Here is a 14,077-nt window from a genome sequence, read left to right on the forward strand (position 1 = left end):
TTCCGCTTTTCCCCCACGTCCGCCAAGCGGCTGTCCCGCACGATTGGGAGTGACATGTCACAGGCTTCACCCGACGACGCGCCACCGGTGCACGACCTCATAGGAATCGGCTTCGGGCCGTCCAACGTGGCCATGGCGATCGCGCTCACCGAGCGCAACTCGCGCGTCGGCAGGCAGCAGGCCGTCACCGCTCACTTCTTCGAGAGTCAGCCGCGCTTCGGCTGGCATCGCGGGATGCTGATCGACGACGCCACGATGCAGGTGTCCTTCCTGAAGGACCTGGTGACGCTGCGCAACCCGTCGAGTGAATTCAGCTTCCTCTGTTATCTGCAGAGCCAGGGGCGCCTGATCGACTTCGTGAACGGCAAGAGCCTCTTCCCGCTGCGGGTCGAGTTCCACGCCTACTTCGAGTGGGCCGCCGCCCAGGTCGACGACATGGTGTCCTACGGGCACGAGGTCATCGACGTCCGTCCCGTCGAGGTCGACGGTGTCGTGGAGTACGTGGACGTGACGTCCCGTTCGGGCTCGGACGTGGTGGTCCACCGGGCGCGCAACCTCGTGATCGGTACCGGTCTTCGGCCGCAGATGCCCGAGGACGTCAAGCGTTCGGACCGGATCTGGCACACCTCCGACCTGCTGGCCCGGGTGGACGACCTGGAGAGCGCCCAGCCGAAGCCCACCCGCTTCGTCGTGGTCGGGGCCGGACAGAGCGCCGCCGAGAACGTGGCGTACCTGCACCGTCGCTTCCCGGACGCCGAGGTCTGCGCGGTCTTCTCCCGCTACGGCTACAGCCCCGCCGACGACAGCGGTTTCGCGAACCGGATCTTCGACCCGGACGCGGTCGACGCGTACTTCACGGCTCCCGACGAGACCAAACGGCGGCTGATGGACTATCACGGCAACACCAACTACGCCGTGGTGGACATCGATCTCATCGACGACCTCTATCGCACGGCGTACCAGGAGAAGGTCCTGGGGGCCGAGCGGCTGCGGTTCCTCAACGTCTCCAGGGTGACCGACGCGGTCGAGACGCCGGACACGGTCCGCACCACCGTCGAGTCACTGGTCACAGGTGAACGGACGACGCTGGACGCCGACGTGGTCGTCTACGCCACCGGCTATCTGCCCGCCGACGCCCTCGGTCTGCTCGGCGACGTCGCCGAGCACTGCCAACGTGACGACCAGGGGCGGGTCCGCGTCGAGCGCGACTACCGTGTGGCGGCCGACCCCGCGCTCCGGTGCGGCATCTATCTGCAGGGTGGCACGGAGCACACCCACGGCATCACGTCGTCCCTGCTGTCGAACACCGCGATCAGGGTCGGGGAGATCCTCGAATCGGTCGTGGAACGCGGGCAGAAAGAGGCGTTGAGCCGGCCGCACGACACCGTTGACGGGGTCGGCGCCCCCCGCTGACCCGCCGGACCCGCTCAGCGGTGGCACCCGGTCCGTCGGCCGGGTGTCACCGCTGAGCGTCGGACGCGGTCAGCCGGAGATCCGCCGACGTCCGCTCCTGGCCGCCGCCACCAGCTCGGGCAGCGTGGCCAGCTTGACCCGGGGCCGGCCCTCCCGGCGCCCCCTGGCCAGCTCCGCACGCTCGATCCCCGCCAGGCCGCGGGCGTCCACGACCCGCCGGTTACGGCGCCGCACGAGGCGTGCGAACGCCTTCACCCCGTGCTCCGGCGTGGGCAGCGCCCCGGCGACGGCGTCGTCCAGCAGGGTGCCCACGGTCTCCGCGGCACAGGTCCGGTTGGCCCCGATGCCGCCCGAGGGGCCGCGCTTGATCCAGCCCACGACATATGTCCCCGGTCGGCCCGCAACCCGGCCGCCCTCGTGGGGAACGGTGCCAGTCGCCTCGTCGAACGGCAGCCCGCCGATAGGCAGCCCGCGCTGACCGACGGCCGGCAGCAACAGCCCGGCAGGGATCTCCGTGCCCTCGTCGCCGCCGGTGACCCGGACGGCGCGGACACCACCGTCGCCGACGACATCGAGCGTCTCGCCGCGCGCCTCGACGGGTGCGGAGTGGAAGCGGAACACGATGCGTCGTCCCGCGGGCGGCGGGCGCGACCAGTCCACCTCCTCGCGGACGACATCCGCCAGCAGCGCCGCCCTGTCGCCCGGCTCCGCTGCGTCGATCGCCGCACCGGTCCTCGGGTCGTGCACGTCGACCACCAGCTCCACGCCGGGCAGGTGCTTGAGCGCGAGCAGCTCCGACCTGGTGTACGCCGCGTCCCCGGGCCCCCGCCGGCCCAGCAGCACCACCTCGCGCACCGAGCCGGAGCGCAGGGCGTCCAGCGCGTGGCCGGCGATGTCGCCCGCGGCCAGCGCCTCGGGGTCCGAGACCAGGATCCGCGCCGCGTCGAGGGCCACATTTCCGTTGCCGACCACGACGGCCCGCTCGCCGGACAGGTCCACCGCGTCAGGGGCGACCTCCGGGTGGGCGTTGTACCAGGAGACGAACGTCGTCGCGCAGAGGCTGCCCGGCAGGTCCTCGCCGGGAATTCCGAGCCGACGGCCGGCCGGTGCGCCCACCGCGTAGATCACCGCGTCGTGATGCGCGGCGAGCTCCTGCGGGGTCACATCCCGGCCCACCTCCAGGCCCAGATGCATGCGCACCCGCGGATGGGTGTGGAACCTGGCGAAGGTGTCGCCGGCCTTCTTCGTCGACAGATGGTCGGGCGCCACTCCGTAGCGGATGAGCCCGCCCGCGACGGGCAGCCGGTCGATCAGCGTCACCTCCGCGCCGGTGTGCAGGAGCAGGTCCTCCGCGGCGTACATCCCCGCGGGTCCCGTGCCCACCACCGCGACCCGCAGTGGTGCGAAGTCCGAGGGCAGACTGCGCTCGAAGGACGGCTCCCCCCACTGGTGGAAGTTCGGCCCCTCGGGCTCCTGCCCGGGCCCCCGGTCCGCGAAGTACGCGGCGTTGAGCGGGCCGTACTCCCGCTGCGGGGCGGGGAGGCTGTCCACCGGGAAGACCGCGTCCACCGGGCAGGCGTCGGCGCAGGCCCCGCAGTCGATGCAGGACTTCGGGTCGATGTACAGCATCTCCGTCCGTCCGAAGTCGGGTTCGTCCGGCGTCGGGTGGATGCAGTTGACGGGGCACACCGAGATGCAGGTGGCATCGCCGCAGCACGTCTGGGTGATGGCGTAGGTCATGTCGTCCGCTCAGATCAGATGGGCACGCTTGTAGAACGCCAGGGCGGGCCTGGTGAGCAGGCGGGCCGAGGCCAGGAATTCCATGAGGCCCGAACAGCTGGAACGCATCATCGACTTGTGGTGCTCGTTCGCCTTCGCCTCGGCGATGGCGCGCTCCGCGTCGAGTCCGGCGTTGGCGTAGACGTCCTTGTTCACCATGCTGGTGACGATCACGTACGACGCGATGGCGATGACCAGCGCGTTGATCCGCCGCCGCACCGGACCCGCACCGCTCAGGTGCCTGCGGGTCTCCGCGCGGGCGAACTTCATGTGCCGGGACTCCTCGACGACATGGATGTTGTTGATGGTGCGGACGAAGGGCACGACCCGCTCGTCCCGCATCCAGTCGCGCTGCATGACGTCGAGGACCTCCTCGGCGACGAGGATCGCCGCGTACGCCGCCTCGCCGAACGCGAGTGTCTTGAAGGCCCGCCCCAGCTCCACCGCGAGCCGGTGCGGGCGGTAGGGCGGGGCGCCCAGCTTCTGTGCTCCCCGGGCGAACATGATCGAGTGCCGGCACTCCTCGGCTATCTCGGTCAGTGCCCACTGCACGTCGGCGCTCGTGGGGTCCTTCGCGTAGACGTCGCGCAGGACCATCTGCTGGAGGATCATCTCGAACCAGATGCCCGTGCTGGCCACCGAAGCGGCCTCCTGGCGCGTGAGTTCCTTGCGTTGCTGCTCGCTCAGCTCGCCCCAGTACGCGGTGCCGTACAGGGTGCTCCACTCCGGGCTGGCGCCGTGGAAGTCCTTGTCCAGAGGGGTGTCCCAGTCGACCTCCGTGGCGGGGTCGTACGCCAGTGTGGCCGCCGATTCGAGCAGGCGCCGGGTGAGGTGGTCCTCGGGCGGCCCGTCCTCGGCATTCGGTCGAACGGTGCTGCTTGCCATGGTGCGGCTCCTCGGTTCGTCAGTGAGGTCCCTGGTGCGCTCGCCTGAAATGTCGGTGACGAGGTGTCATGTCCCGTCGTCCCGCTTGTTAGACGGAAGGTATAGCAAGGAGGCCGCGCGGGCCTACCCCCCGGTAGGAAATGTGCGGGCATCCTTGCGACATCTCCCCGCGCGCACCGCCGTGTTCGTCATGTCGAACATCGTTCGCGATTTCAGCGAGAGCCATTGACGCCGCCATGTCCCGGGCCTACGGTCCCGTCCGAAGTAGCGGGCAGTCGTCGAGATCTCGAACGCACCGCCCTCCCTTCGCGCGTCCCCGCACCTCAATGACGAGCCGAGACGAGCCGCCATGCGACCACCTCTCCTCAGTCGGCGCCGAGCCCTCGCGGGCGGCGCCGGCGCCCTCGCAGCCGCCGGAGCGCTGGGCTCCCTGTCCGGCTGCGCCGCGCCCGCCACCGCCGCCGGGCCGGGACAGACGCTGCTGCGGTACTGGCACCTGTTCGGTGGCGGCGACGGCGTCAACATGCGGGGAATGCTGGACGACTTCCGGGCCGGGCACCCGGAGATCGCGCTGGAGGCCTCGACGCTGCAATGGGGCGCCCCGTACTACACCAAGCTCGGCATGGCCGGCGCCGGCGGACGGGCCCCCGAACTCGCCGCCCTGCATCTGGCCCGGCTCGCGGGCTTCGCCCCCGGCAGGCTCCTCGATCCGTTCGACCTCGACCTGCTGGCCGAACACGGCGTACGGGAGGAGGACTTCCCGCCGGACATCTGGCGTCGTGGCCGGGTGGGCGGCCGGCAGTACGCCGTCCCGCTCGACACCCACCCCTTCGTCCTCTACTTCCAGACCGAGGTCTGCGAGAAGGCCGGACTCCTGTCGGGTGGCCGGCTCAAGCCGATCAGCGGCGCGGAGGAGTTCGCCGACGCGCTGCGCGCCGCGAAGAAGGCGACCGGGCAGCCCGGCCTGGTGACCGAGACACTCGGACCCGACTGCATCACCCCCTGGCGTCTGTTCTCCAGCTTCTACGCGCAGACCGGCGGCAAGGTCCTCTCGGCTGACGGCAAACGTCTCGCACTCGACGACGCCAAGGCGCTGCGGGTCCTGGAGTACCTGGCGCGGCTGATCGAGGAAGGGCTGATGGTGCGCCGCGTCGACTACGCGGGATCCATCGGCGTCTTCAACGGGGGCAGGACCGCCTTCCACCTCAACGGCGAATGGGAGATCTCCACCTTCAGGGCCACCGGGCTCCCGTTCTCCATGGCCCGCATACCCGCGCTCTTCGGGACCGCGGCCACCCAGGCCGACTGCCACGCCTTCGTCCTGCCGCACCAGAAGGACCGCGGCGGCGCCCCCGACGAGGCGGCCCACACCCTCGTCGCCTGGATGCTGAAGCACTCGGTGGCCTGGGCCGAGGGCGGCCATGTGCCCGCCTATCTGCCGGTGCTCGACGACCCGGCCTACCTCGCGCTGGAACCGCAGTCCGAATACCGCACCGTGATCGAGGACGTGGCGCTCGACGAGCCCGCGTGGTTCGCGGGCTCCGCCTCCCGGCTGTGGATCGAGCTCGGCGCGGTGTTCTCCGGGGTCCTCACCGGCTCCCGGAGCCCGCGCAACGCCGTGACCGAGGCCAGGGCGCGGCTGCGGGAACTCCTCGACACCCGCAACCCCCTCCCGGGAGCCGCGACATGACCTCCACCACCGCGCCGCCGCCACCCGTGGCGAAGCCCGACCGGGGGGCGGCCGGGCGTCCGTCCCGGACCGTGCGCAGGAAGTGGACCGAACACGGCCTGGTGTTCATCGCCCCCTTCCTCCTCGTGTACGCCGGATTCCTGATCTGGCCGCTGATATCCGGCCTGGGCATGAGCCTCACCAGCGAGAACATCACCGGCACCGGAGGCGAGTTCACCGGCCTCGACAACTACGCCGAAGCGGTGCGCGACCCCGCCGTGTGGTCCTCGCTGTGGAACACCGTCTGGTTCACGGTCCTGTCCACCGTCCCGCTCGTCGTGGTCGGCCTCGTGCTGGCACTGCTCGCCCACCAGTTGCGGGTGGTGCAGTGGCTGTGGCGGCTCAGCTGGTTCGCGCCCTTCCTGCTGCCGTCCGGGGTCGTCTGCCTGCTGTTCATGAACATGATCCTGCCGTCCGGCTTCGGCCTCGCCGACCAGATGCTCGCCACCGTCGGGCTGACGCCGGAGATCGGCTGGCTGACCGACGAGCGGTACGCCATGCTCAGCATTGTGGCGACCACCGTCTGGTGGACGGTCGGCTTCAACTTCCTGCTGTACCTGGCCGCCCTCCAGGCCGTCCCGGCGCATCTGTACGAGGCCGCCGAACTCGACGGCGCCGGCGCGGGGAAGCGGCTCCTGCACATCACCCTGCCGATGCTCCGCCGCACCACAGGACTGGTCGTGGTCCTCCAGGTGCTGGCCTCGCTGAAGATCTTCGACCAGGTGTACATCATGACCGGCGGTGGCCCCGACGAATCCACCCGGCCGATCCTCCAGTACGTCTACCAGCAGGGCTTCACCGGGTACCGCATCGGCTACGCATCGGCCGTCTCGTACATCTTCTTCGCCCTGATCCTGACCGTCTCCCTGGTGCAGCCGCTGCTGTCCCGGCGCCGAGCTGAGGAGGCCGCGAAGTGAGCGGTTCCGCCACCGTCACCACCAGCCCCGCCGCACCGCCCGAGCGGGCCGCGGACACCGGGGGCCGCCGGCCGCGCTGGACGCCCGGCAGGATCGCCCTGCTCGTCATCGCCCTGCTCCTCACCGCGGCCTGGCTCCTGCCGCTCGGCTGGGCCGTCGCCACCTCCCTGAAGCCGGAGGGCGACACGACGAGGACGCCGCTCTCCTGGATCGGCTCACGCGTCACCTTCGACGCGTACAGCAAGGTCTGGGAGTCGGGCGACCTGATGGTCTGGCTCATGAACTCGGCGTACATCTCCGTCATGACCACCCTGCTGACCGTCGTGACGTGCGCGATGGCCGCGTACGGATTCACCCGCACCGACTTCCGCGGCCGGCGGCTGCTCCACGGTCTGGTGCTCGCCGGGATCATGGTGCCACCGCAGGTGCTCATCGCGCCCCTGTTCCGCGAGATGGTCCAGCTCGGCCTGGTCGACACCTACTGGGGCGTGATCCTGCCCCAGGTCGCCGTGCCCGCCATGGTGTTCATCCTGGTCAAGTTCTTCGAAGGCGTACCGCGGGAACTGGAGGAGGCGGCCTTCGTCGACGGCGCCGGCCGCTGGCGGGTGTTCTGGACGATCGTCATACCGCTGTCCAGGCCCGTGCTGGCGGCCGTGGCGATCTTCACCTTCATCTCGACGTGGAACAACTTCCTGTGGCCGTTCCTCGTGACCACCGACCCGGGCGGTATGACCCTGCCCGTCGGCCTCGTCAGCGTCCAGTCGACCTTCGGGGTGCGGTACGCCCAGATCATGGCCTCGCTCGTGATCGCCGGCACACCGCTCCTGATCGTCTTCGCGTTCTTCCAGCGGCAGATCGTGCGCGGCATCGCGCACACCGGTCTCGCCGGCCAGTAGCGGCCACGGCACACCGGACGGCCCGTACGGGCGACGCGCCCATCCGTACGGGCCGTCAGGCGATCTCCGTGCCCCGCGCCAGCAGCAGCGCCACATCCGCCGCAGCCACCGCCACCGTCCCCGCGAGCGCCGCCTTGCGCCAGGTCCTGACCGGCCGTGGACCGGCGCACGCCGTCGCCGCGGCCACGGCGCAGAGAGCCACCCCGGAGAGGACCGCGACCCCCCGTCCACCGGGCGTCCCCGTGGGCCCCAGGACCAGCACCGCGGTGGCCGCCACCAACGGGAAGGGCAGCAGCAGCCTGGTGCGGGCAGGCCCCAGCCGCTGGGGCAGCCCACGCACCCCCGCCCGCAGATCCTCCTCGATGTCCGCCACCACGTCGCCCAGATGGGCAGCGACCCCCAGCAGCGCACCCGCAGCCACCGCCCACCACGCGGGCCAGGGGCTTCCCGGCAGGCTCAGGGCGACCAGACAGGGAAGGCTGCCGAAGCCGATCGCGTACGGCAGCCAGGACACCACGGTCTCCTTCAGCCTCAGGTTGTACGCCCATGCCGCCGCGACCCCCGTCAGATGCGCCGCACCCGCCGCCGCACCGCACGCCGACGACAGCACCGCGCACAGGGCGAGCGAGGTGAACGCCGCGCCCCACACCGTGCGCAGGCCCACCGCCCCCCGGGTCAGGGGCTTTCCCCGACGCCCGGCCCCGGTGTCACGGCGGGCGTCGAAGGCGTCGTTGCACCAGCCGACGGAGAGCTGACCGGTGAACACGGCGGCGCCGATCAGCATCCAACGGCCCGCCCCCGGCCCCGAGCTGACGGCCAGTGCGGTGACGAGCCCGGTCACCGCCACGACCGGGCCCGGATGGCAGGACAGTGCGAGCCCCGCCGACGCGCGGCACAACCGCGCGGCGGGGGCGTACGCGGGCGGCCGGTCCGTGGTGTCCACGAGGCGATCGTAGGGACATCCGGGGTGAGGGAACACAGAAGCCGCGTGTCGTATCTGCGGTGATTCGCCGTACTCTGTGGGCAGGATGGGGGGCATGACCTCTCCGAAGCGGTGGCCAGGGTGACCCGGATCGCGGCTGTGCACGGTGTCCTGCCGCCACACCGCCACACCCAGCACGACGTCACCGACATGGTGGCGCACACCTGCCTGCCGGCCGGGGCCGACCGCCGTGTGCTGGACCGGATCCACGCGAACGCGGGCGTGCGCACCCGGCACATGGTGCTGCCCCTGGAACGCTACGGCGAACTGGACGACTTCGGCGCGGCGAACGACGTGTTCATCGACTCGGCCGTCGGCCTCGGCGCCGAAGCCGTCCGCGGCGCCCTGCGCAAGGCCGGGCTGCGCCCCGAGGACGTGGACCTGCTGATGTTCACCTCGGTCACGGGGATCGCCGCCCCCTCCATCGACGCGCGGCTGGTCGGGCGTCTCGGCCTGCGCCCCGACGTGAAACGGCTCCCGGTCTTCGGCCTCGGCTGCGTCGCCGGGGCCGCCGGGGTGGCGCGGCTCCACGACTATCTGCTCGGCAGGCCGGGACAGGTGGCCGTGCTGCTCTCGGTCGAGCTCTGCTCCCTGACCTTCCAGCGCGACGACGCCAGCGCCGCCAACCTGGTAGCCACCGCGCTGTTCGGCGACGGCGCGGCAGCCGCCGTACTCGTCGGCGGCGACCACCCGGCACCGGCGGAAGGGCCCGAGGTGGTGGACACCCGCAGCCGGCTGTACCCGGACACCGGACATGTCATGGGCTGGGACATCAGGGGCTCCGGCTTCACCGTGGTCCTCGACCCGGCCGTCCCCGACGTCGTACGCCGCTATCTCGCCGAGGACGTCGGCGGCTTCCTGGCGGAACACGGGCTGAAACCCAAGGACATCGCCCGCTGGGTGAGCCACCCCGGCGGGCCCAAGGTCCTGGAAGCCGTCAGTGATGTCCTGTCCCTGCCCGAAGGAGCCCTTGACGTCACCTGGCGCTCGCTCGCCGAGGTCGGCAACCTGTCCTCGTCCTCGGTCCTGCACGTCCTGCGGGACACGATGGAGCAGCCGAGGCCCGAGCCGGGAACCCCCGGTCTGCTGTTGGCCATGGGACCGGGCTTCTGCTGCGAACTGGTGCTGCTGCGCTGGTAGTCCGGAGGAACACATGATCTGGTACACGGCCCTCGTGCTCGCCGTCGCCGCGGAACGCCTGGCCGAGCTCGTCCTGGCCCTGCGCAACGCCCGGTGGAGCCTCGCGCGGGGCGGCACCGAGGCGGGCCGCGGGCACTACCCGGTGATGGTCGCACTGCACACCGGGCTGCTCGTCGCGTGCCTCGCCGAGGTGTGGCTGGCCGGCCGGCCCTTCGCGCCCCGGTCCGGCTGGGCCATGGTGGCGGTGGTGGCCGCCGCACAAGGACTGCGCTGGTGGTGCGTCCGCACCCTGGGGTACCGCTGGAACACCCGGGTCATCGTCGTCCCCGGCCTGCCCCCGGTGACCGGCGGGCCCTACCGCCTGCTGCGCCACCCGAACTACGTCGCGGTGGCCGCAGAAGGGGCCGCCCTGCCGCTGGTCCACGGCGCCTGGGTGACCGCCGTGCTGTTCACCGTGTTCAACGCGGCGCTCATGACCGTACGCATCCCGTGCGAGGACAGCGCCCTGGCCCGCCTCGCCGGAGCGGACGCGCGCACGTGATCGACATCCTGGTGGCGGGCGGTGGACCGGCCGGCCTGGCGGCGGCGATCCGGGCCGCTTCGGCCGGACTGGAGGCCGTCGTGGTCGAGCCGCGCCCCACGCCCGTGGACAAGGCCTGCGGCGAGGGCATCATGCCCAGCGGAGTGGCGGCCCTGCGCGCGCTGGGTGTCACTCCGGCCGGCCGTGAACTCCGGGGGATCCGGTACGTCGAAGGCCCCCGGCACGCGGAGGCCGCCTTCCGGGGCGCCCCCGGGCTCGGCGTCCGGCGGACCGAACTGCACGCCGCCCTGCACCGGCGTGCCCAGGAGCTCGGGGTGCGCGTCGTGACGGGCCGGGTTACGCGGGTGCACCAGGGGGCGGACAGCGTCACGGCGGCGGGTCTCACGGCGCGCTGGCTGATCGCGGCCGACGGCCTGCACTCCCCGCTGCGCCGCGCGCTCGGCCTGGAACGCCCCAGCTCGGCACCCCGCAGGTACGGGCTGCGCCGGCACTACAGCACCGCCCCCTGGACGGACCTGGTGGAGGTCCACTGGTCACGCCACGGCGAGGCGTACGTGACCCCGGTGGGGGAGTGCCTGGTGGGTGTCGCCGTGCTCAGCCGCCACCGCCGGCCCCATGAGGAGCACCTCTCCGCCTTCCCCGCGCTGGCCCACAGGCTCGGCGGCCTGACGGCGGGCCCCGTACGCGGCGCGGGCCCGCTGCGCAGGACCGCGAGCGCACCGCGAGCCGGGCGGGTCCTGCTGGCCGGTGACGCGGCCGGCTACGTCGACGCGCTCACCGGCGAGGGCATCGCCCTGGCGGCGGCGACCGCGTCGGCCGCGGTCGACTGCCTCGTCGCGGGACGGCCCGAGGCCTACCCCGCACAGTGGGCACGGCTGACGCGGCGCCACCGCCTGCTCACCGGAGCGCTGCTGGGCGCCGCGGGACACCCCTGGACCGCCGGGCTGATCGTGCCCGCGGCCCAGCGGCTGCCCCCTCTGTTCACCGCGGCGGTCCGCGCCCTGCAGTAGTCCGCCCTCGCCGGATCCCGTGCCCGCGAGAAGGGCGGGGCGGCGAGGGAGCGGGAATCCGTGTAGAAAGGGGGACATGGCCGGACGCTACGGCCGCCCGCGTTCGTTTCTCCGAATGAGAACCCTCGCTGGTCAGGTCTTTCTCCTGCAGGTGGCGATCGTGGTGTTGCTCGTCGCTGCTTCGGTGGCCGCGCTCGTGCTCCAGTCCCGGTCCGACAGCGAACGCGAAGCCCGCGATCGCTCGGTCGCCGTGGCCGAGGCCTTCGCGAACGCCCCCGGCACGGAGGCGGCTCTGCAGAGCCCCGACCCCACCACCCTGCTCCAGCCCAGGGCCGAGGCGGCGCGCAAGGGCTCCGGGGTCGACTTCATCGTCGTCCTGAACCTGGAGTCCATCCGCTACACCCACCCGCTGCCCGACAGGATCGGCAAGAAGTTCGTCGGCACCGTGGGCCCTGCCCTGGACGGCGGTACCGTCACCGAGAAGATCGACGGCACCATCGGCCCGCTCGTCCAGGCGGTGGTGCCCGTGAAGAGCGCGGACGGCCAGGTCGTGGGCCTGGTGTCCGCCGGCATCACCATCAAGAACGTCAGCGGGGTCGCCGAGGGCCAGTTCCCCCTCCTGTTCGGCTCGGCCGCCGGCATCCTGTTGCTCACCATGGGAGGCACCGCCCTCGTCACCCGGCGTCTGAAACGCCAGACCCACGGTCTCGGCCCGACCGAGATGACCCGGATGTACGAGCACCACGACGCGGTGCTGCACGCCGTCCGGGAGGGCGTGGTCATCGTCAGCGGCGACGGACGGCTGCTGCTGGCCAACGACGAGGCACGACGGCTCCTGGGCCTTCCTCAGGACGTCGAGGGCAGGCCTGTCGGCGAGCTCGGGCTCGACACCGACACCACCGGGCTGCTGGTCTCGGGGCGCAGCGCGACCGACGAGGTGCACTCCGTGGGTGACCGCCTGCTGGCCGTCAGCCAGCGGGCCACGGACCGGCACGGCGGTCCGCCCGGCAGCGTGACGACCCTGCGGGACACCACGGAGCTGCAGACACTCATGGGCAGGGCCGCCCTCGCGCGTGGCAGGCTGAAGCTCCTCTACGACGCGGGCACGGAGATCGGCACCGCCCTGGACGTCGTACGCACGTGCGAGGAGCTGTCCGACTTCGCCACGGCACGGTTCGCCGACTACGCCACGGTGGACCTGGTCGAGGGGGTGCTCCGCGGCGAGGAGCCGACGGCCGTCCGGGCCACCACCGACGGCCTGCGCCGCACGGCCTTCAGCGGCCCCCGCGACGACACGGGGCTCTATCCGCTGGGCTCGGTGATCCGCTTCCTGCCGAGCACCGACATCGGTGCGGGACTGCTCAGGGGTGAGGCCGTCCTCGACACCGATCTGGCCGGGCGCGGCGGCTGGCAGCAGCAGAGCCCGGAACGCGCCGAGCGCATCGTGGGGAGCGGATTCCACTCGCTGATGGCCGTCCCGCTGCGGGCCAGGGGCGTGATTCTCGGGGCGGCGCTGTTCTGGCGGGCCGGGACCCCCGAACCGTTCGAGGACGAGGACCTGTCCGTCGCGGAGGAACTCGTCGCCCGCGCCGCGGTGAGCATCGACAACGCGCGCCGGTACTCCCGCGAGCACAACGTGGCCGTCACCCTGCAGCGCAGCCTGCTGCCGCAGGGACTCCCGGAGCAGAGCGCCATGGACGCCGCCTACCGGTACCTCCCCGCGCAGGCGGGGTTCGGCGGGCTCGGCGGGGTCGGAGGCGACTGGTTCGACATCATCCCGCTGCCCGGCGCCCGGGTCGCCCTCGTGGTCGGCGACGTGGTCGGGCACGGGCTCCACGCCGCCGCCACCATGGGCCGGCTGCGCACGGCCGTCCACAACTTCTCCACCCTGGACCTGCCCCCCGACGAGCTCCTGTGGCACCTGGACGAGCTCGTCGCCCGCATCGACCAGGACGAGTCCACCGAGGGCTGGGAGGGCGGCGGCGTCACCGGAGCCACCTGCCTCTACGCGATCTACGACCCGGCGTCCGGGCGCTGCACCATGGCGCGGGCCGGCCATCTCCAGCCGGTGATCGTCAGCCCCGATGGCGACGCCGCGTTCGCGGACGTGCCCGGCGGCCCGCCCCTGGGGCTCGGCGGTATGCCCTTCGAGACGCTCGTCGTGGAGCTTCCGCAGGAGAGCAGGCTGGTGCTCTACACGGACGGGCTCGTCGAGGACCGGTACCGCGACATCGACGTAGGACTCGAGCTGCTGCGCGAAACCCTGGCCGGACACCCCGACCGGACACCGGAGGAGACCTGCGAGGCCGTCCTGCACCGTCTGGTGCCCGCCAGGGCCAGGGACGACATCGCGCTGCTCGTCGGCCGCACCCGTCGTCTCGCCCCCGAGAACGTCGCCGAATGGGACGTGCCCCCCGACCCCTCGGCGGTCTCCCGGATCCGTTCCGAGGTGTCCCGCAAGCTCAACGAGTGGACTCTGGTCGAGGAGGCGTTCACGACCGAACTGATCCTCAGCGAACTGGTCACCAATTCCATCCGCTACGCCAACGGCCCCATCCGCGTACGGCTGATCCGTGACAGGACGCTGATCTGCGAGGTGTCCGACAGCAGCAGCACCTCACCCCATCTGCGCCAGGCGGCCGGCATGGACGAGGGAGGCAGAGGACTGTTCCTCGTCGCCCAGATGGCCGAACGCTGGGGCACCCGCTACACCGACGACGGCGGCAAGGTCATCTGGACCGAACAACCGCTGCCCGGCCATGACGTTCTCTGAGCGCCCGGCCCG

The 14,077-nt window shown here is 71.8% G+C and carries 11 protein-coding genes; 8 read left to right on the forward strand and 3 right to left on the reverse strand.

Going from position 1 to position 14,077, the window contains the following annotated elements:
* Positions 1–54 precede the first annotated feature (54 nt).
* The gene (locus AB0C75_RS21755) at positions 55–1,413 is read left to right on the forward strand and encodes a SidA/IucD/PvdA family monooxygenase (RefSeq protein WP_362893231.1); all 1,359 of its coding nucleotides are present in this window, start codon (positions 55–57) and stop codon (positions 1,411–1,413) included.
* A gap of 69 nt (positions 1,414–1,482) precedes the next feature.
* Here the strand turns inward: AB0C75_RS21755 and AB0C75_RS21760 are convergent, their stop codons facing one another.
* Both AB0C75_RS21760 and AB0C75_RS21765 read right to left on the reverse strand, forming a co-directional pair.
* Positions 1,483–3,153 carry an FAD-dependent oxidoreductase gene (locus AB0C75_RS21760; RefSeq protein ID WP_362893233.1) on the reverse strand — a complete coding sequence of 557 codons (1,671 nt, stop codon included), beginning with the start codon at positions 3,151–3,153 and terminating at the stop codon, positions 1,483–1,485.
* A gap of 9 nt (positions 3,154–3,162) precedes the next feature.
* Positions 3,163–4,077, reverse strand: a complete 915-nt coding sequence (locus AB0C75_RS21765) for a diiron oxygenase (RefSeq protein WP_362893235.1) — start codon at positions 4,075–4,077, stop codon at positions 3,163–3,165.
* Positions 4,078–4,426: 349 nt separating this feature from the next.
* Here AB0C75_RS21765 and AB0C75_RS21770 point away from each other — a divergent pair, with 349 nt between their 5' ends.
* Genes AB0C75_RS21770 through AB0C75_RS21780 form a run of 3 tightly spaced genes read left to right on the forward strand, consistent with a single transcriptional unit; the run spans position 4,427 to position 7,619 of the window.
* Positions 4,427–5,767: an extracellular solute-binding protein gene (locus AB0C75_RS21770; RefSeq protein WP_362893237.1), complete on the forward strand. Its 1,341-nt coding sequence runs from the start codon at positions 4,427–4,429 to the stop codon at positions 5,765–5,767.
* A complete protein-coding gene (locus AB0C75_RS21775; protein WP_362893238.1) occupies positions 5,764–6,723 on the forward strand; it encodes a sugar ABC transporter permease in 960 nt (319 codons plus the stop codon). Before AB0C75_RS21770 ends, AB0C75_RS21775 begins: the two co-directional genes overlap by 4 nt.
* The gene (locus AB0C75_RS21780) at positions 6,720–7,619 is read left to right on the forward strand and encodes a carbohydrate ABC transporter permease (RefSeq protein WP_362893240.1); all 900 of its coding nucleotides are present in this window, start codon (positions 6,720–6,722) and stop codon (positions 7,617–7,619) included. Before AB0C75_RS21775 ends, AB0C75_RS21780 begins: the two co-directional genes overlap by 4 nt.
* A 55-nt stretch (positions 7,620–7,674) precedes the next feature.
* On the opposite strand, the gene AB0C75_RS21785 is transcribed toward AB0C75_RS21780, so the two are convergent.
* Positions 7,675–8,562, reverse strand: coding sequence for a UbiA family prenyltransferase (locus AB0C75_RS21785; RefSeq protein WP_362893242.1), 888 nt, complete (start codon positions 8,560–8,562; stop codon positions 7,675–7,677).
* A 120-nt stretch (positions 8,563–8,682) separates the two neighbouring features.
* Here AB0C75_RS21785 and AB0C75_RS21790 point away from each other — a divergent pair, with 120 nt between their 5' ends.
* The 4 genes from AB0C75_RS21790 to AB0C75_RS21805 all read left to right on the forward strand — a co-directional run bounded on the left by AB0C75_RS21790 (position 8,683) and on the right by AB0C75_RS21805 (position 14,065).
* Positions 8,683–9,741 (forward strand): 3-oxoacyl-[acyl-carrier-protein] synthase III C-terminal domain-containing protein, encoded by a 1,059-nt coding sequence (locus AB0C75_RS21790; protein ID WP_362893244.1) that lies wholly within the window; start codon positions 8,683–8,685, stop codon positions 9,739–9,741.
* A 13-nt stretch (positions 9,742–9,754) separates the two neighbouring features.
* Complete coding sequence (locus AB0C75_RS21795; RefSeq protein WP_362893246.1) at positions 9,755–10,282, forward strand: isoprenylcysteine carboxyl methyltransferase family protein; 528 nt, start codon at positions 9,755–9,757, stop codon at positions 10,280–10,282.
* A complete protein-coding gene (locus AB0C75_RS21800; RefSeq protein WP_362893248.1) occupies positions 10,279–11,292 on the forward strand; it encodes an FAD-dependent monooxygenase in 1,014 nt (337 codons plus the stop codon). The genes AB0C75_RS21795 and AB0C75_RS21800 overlap by 4 nt, the downstream gene beginning before the upstream one ends.
* A 76-nt stretch (positions 11,293–11,368) precedes the next feature.
* A complete protein-coding gene (locus AB0C75_RS21805) occupies positions 11,369–14,065 on the forward strand; it encodes a SpoIIE family protein phosphatase (protein WP_362893250.1) in 2,697 nt (898 codons plus the stop codon).
* Positions 14,066–14,077 lie beyond the last annotated feature (12 nt).

Source organism: Streptomyces sp. NPDC048565, from assembly GCF_040650935.1.
Lineage (GTDB): Bacteria > Actinomycetota > Actinomycetes > Streptomycetales > Streptomycetaceae > Streptomyces.

Coding starts and splice junctions, on each gene's coding strand:
- AB0C75_RS21755 (WP_362893231.1), top strand. CDS start 55: ATGTCACAGGCTTCACCCGACGACGCGCCACCGGTGCACGACCTCATA.
- AB0C75_RS21760 (WP_362893233.1), bottom strand. CDS start 3,153: ATGACCTACGCCATCACCCAGACGTGCTGCGGCGATGCCACCTGCATC.
- AB0C75_RS21765 (WP_362893235.1), bottom strand. CDS start 4,077: ATGGCAAGCAGCACCGTTCGACCGAATGCCGAGGACGGGCCGCCCGAG.
- AB0C75_RS21770 (WP_362893237.1), top strand. CDS start 4,427: ATGCGACCACCTCTCCTCAGTCGGCGCCGAGCCCTCGCGGGCGGCGCC.
- AB0C75_RS21775 (WP_362893238.1), top strand. CDS start 5,764: ATGACCTCCACCACCGCGCCGCCGCCACCCGTGGCGAAGCCCGACCGG.
- AB0C75_RS21795 (WP_362893246.1), top strand. CDS start 9,755: ATGATCTGGTACACGGCCCTCGTGCTCGCCGTCGCCGCGGAACGCCTG.
- AB0C75_RS21805 (WP_362893250.1), top strand. CDS start 11,369: ATGGCCGGACGCTACGGCCGCCCGCGTTCGTTTCTCCGAATGAGAACC.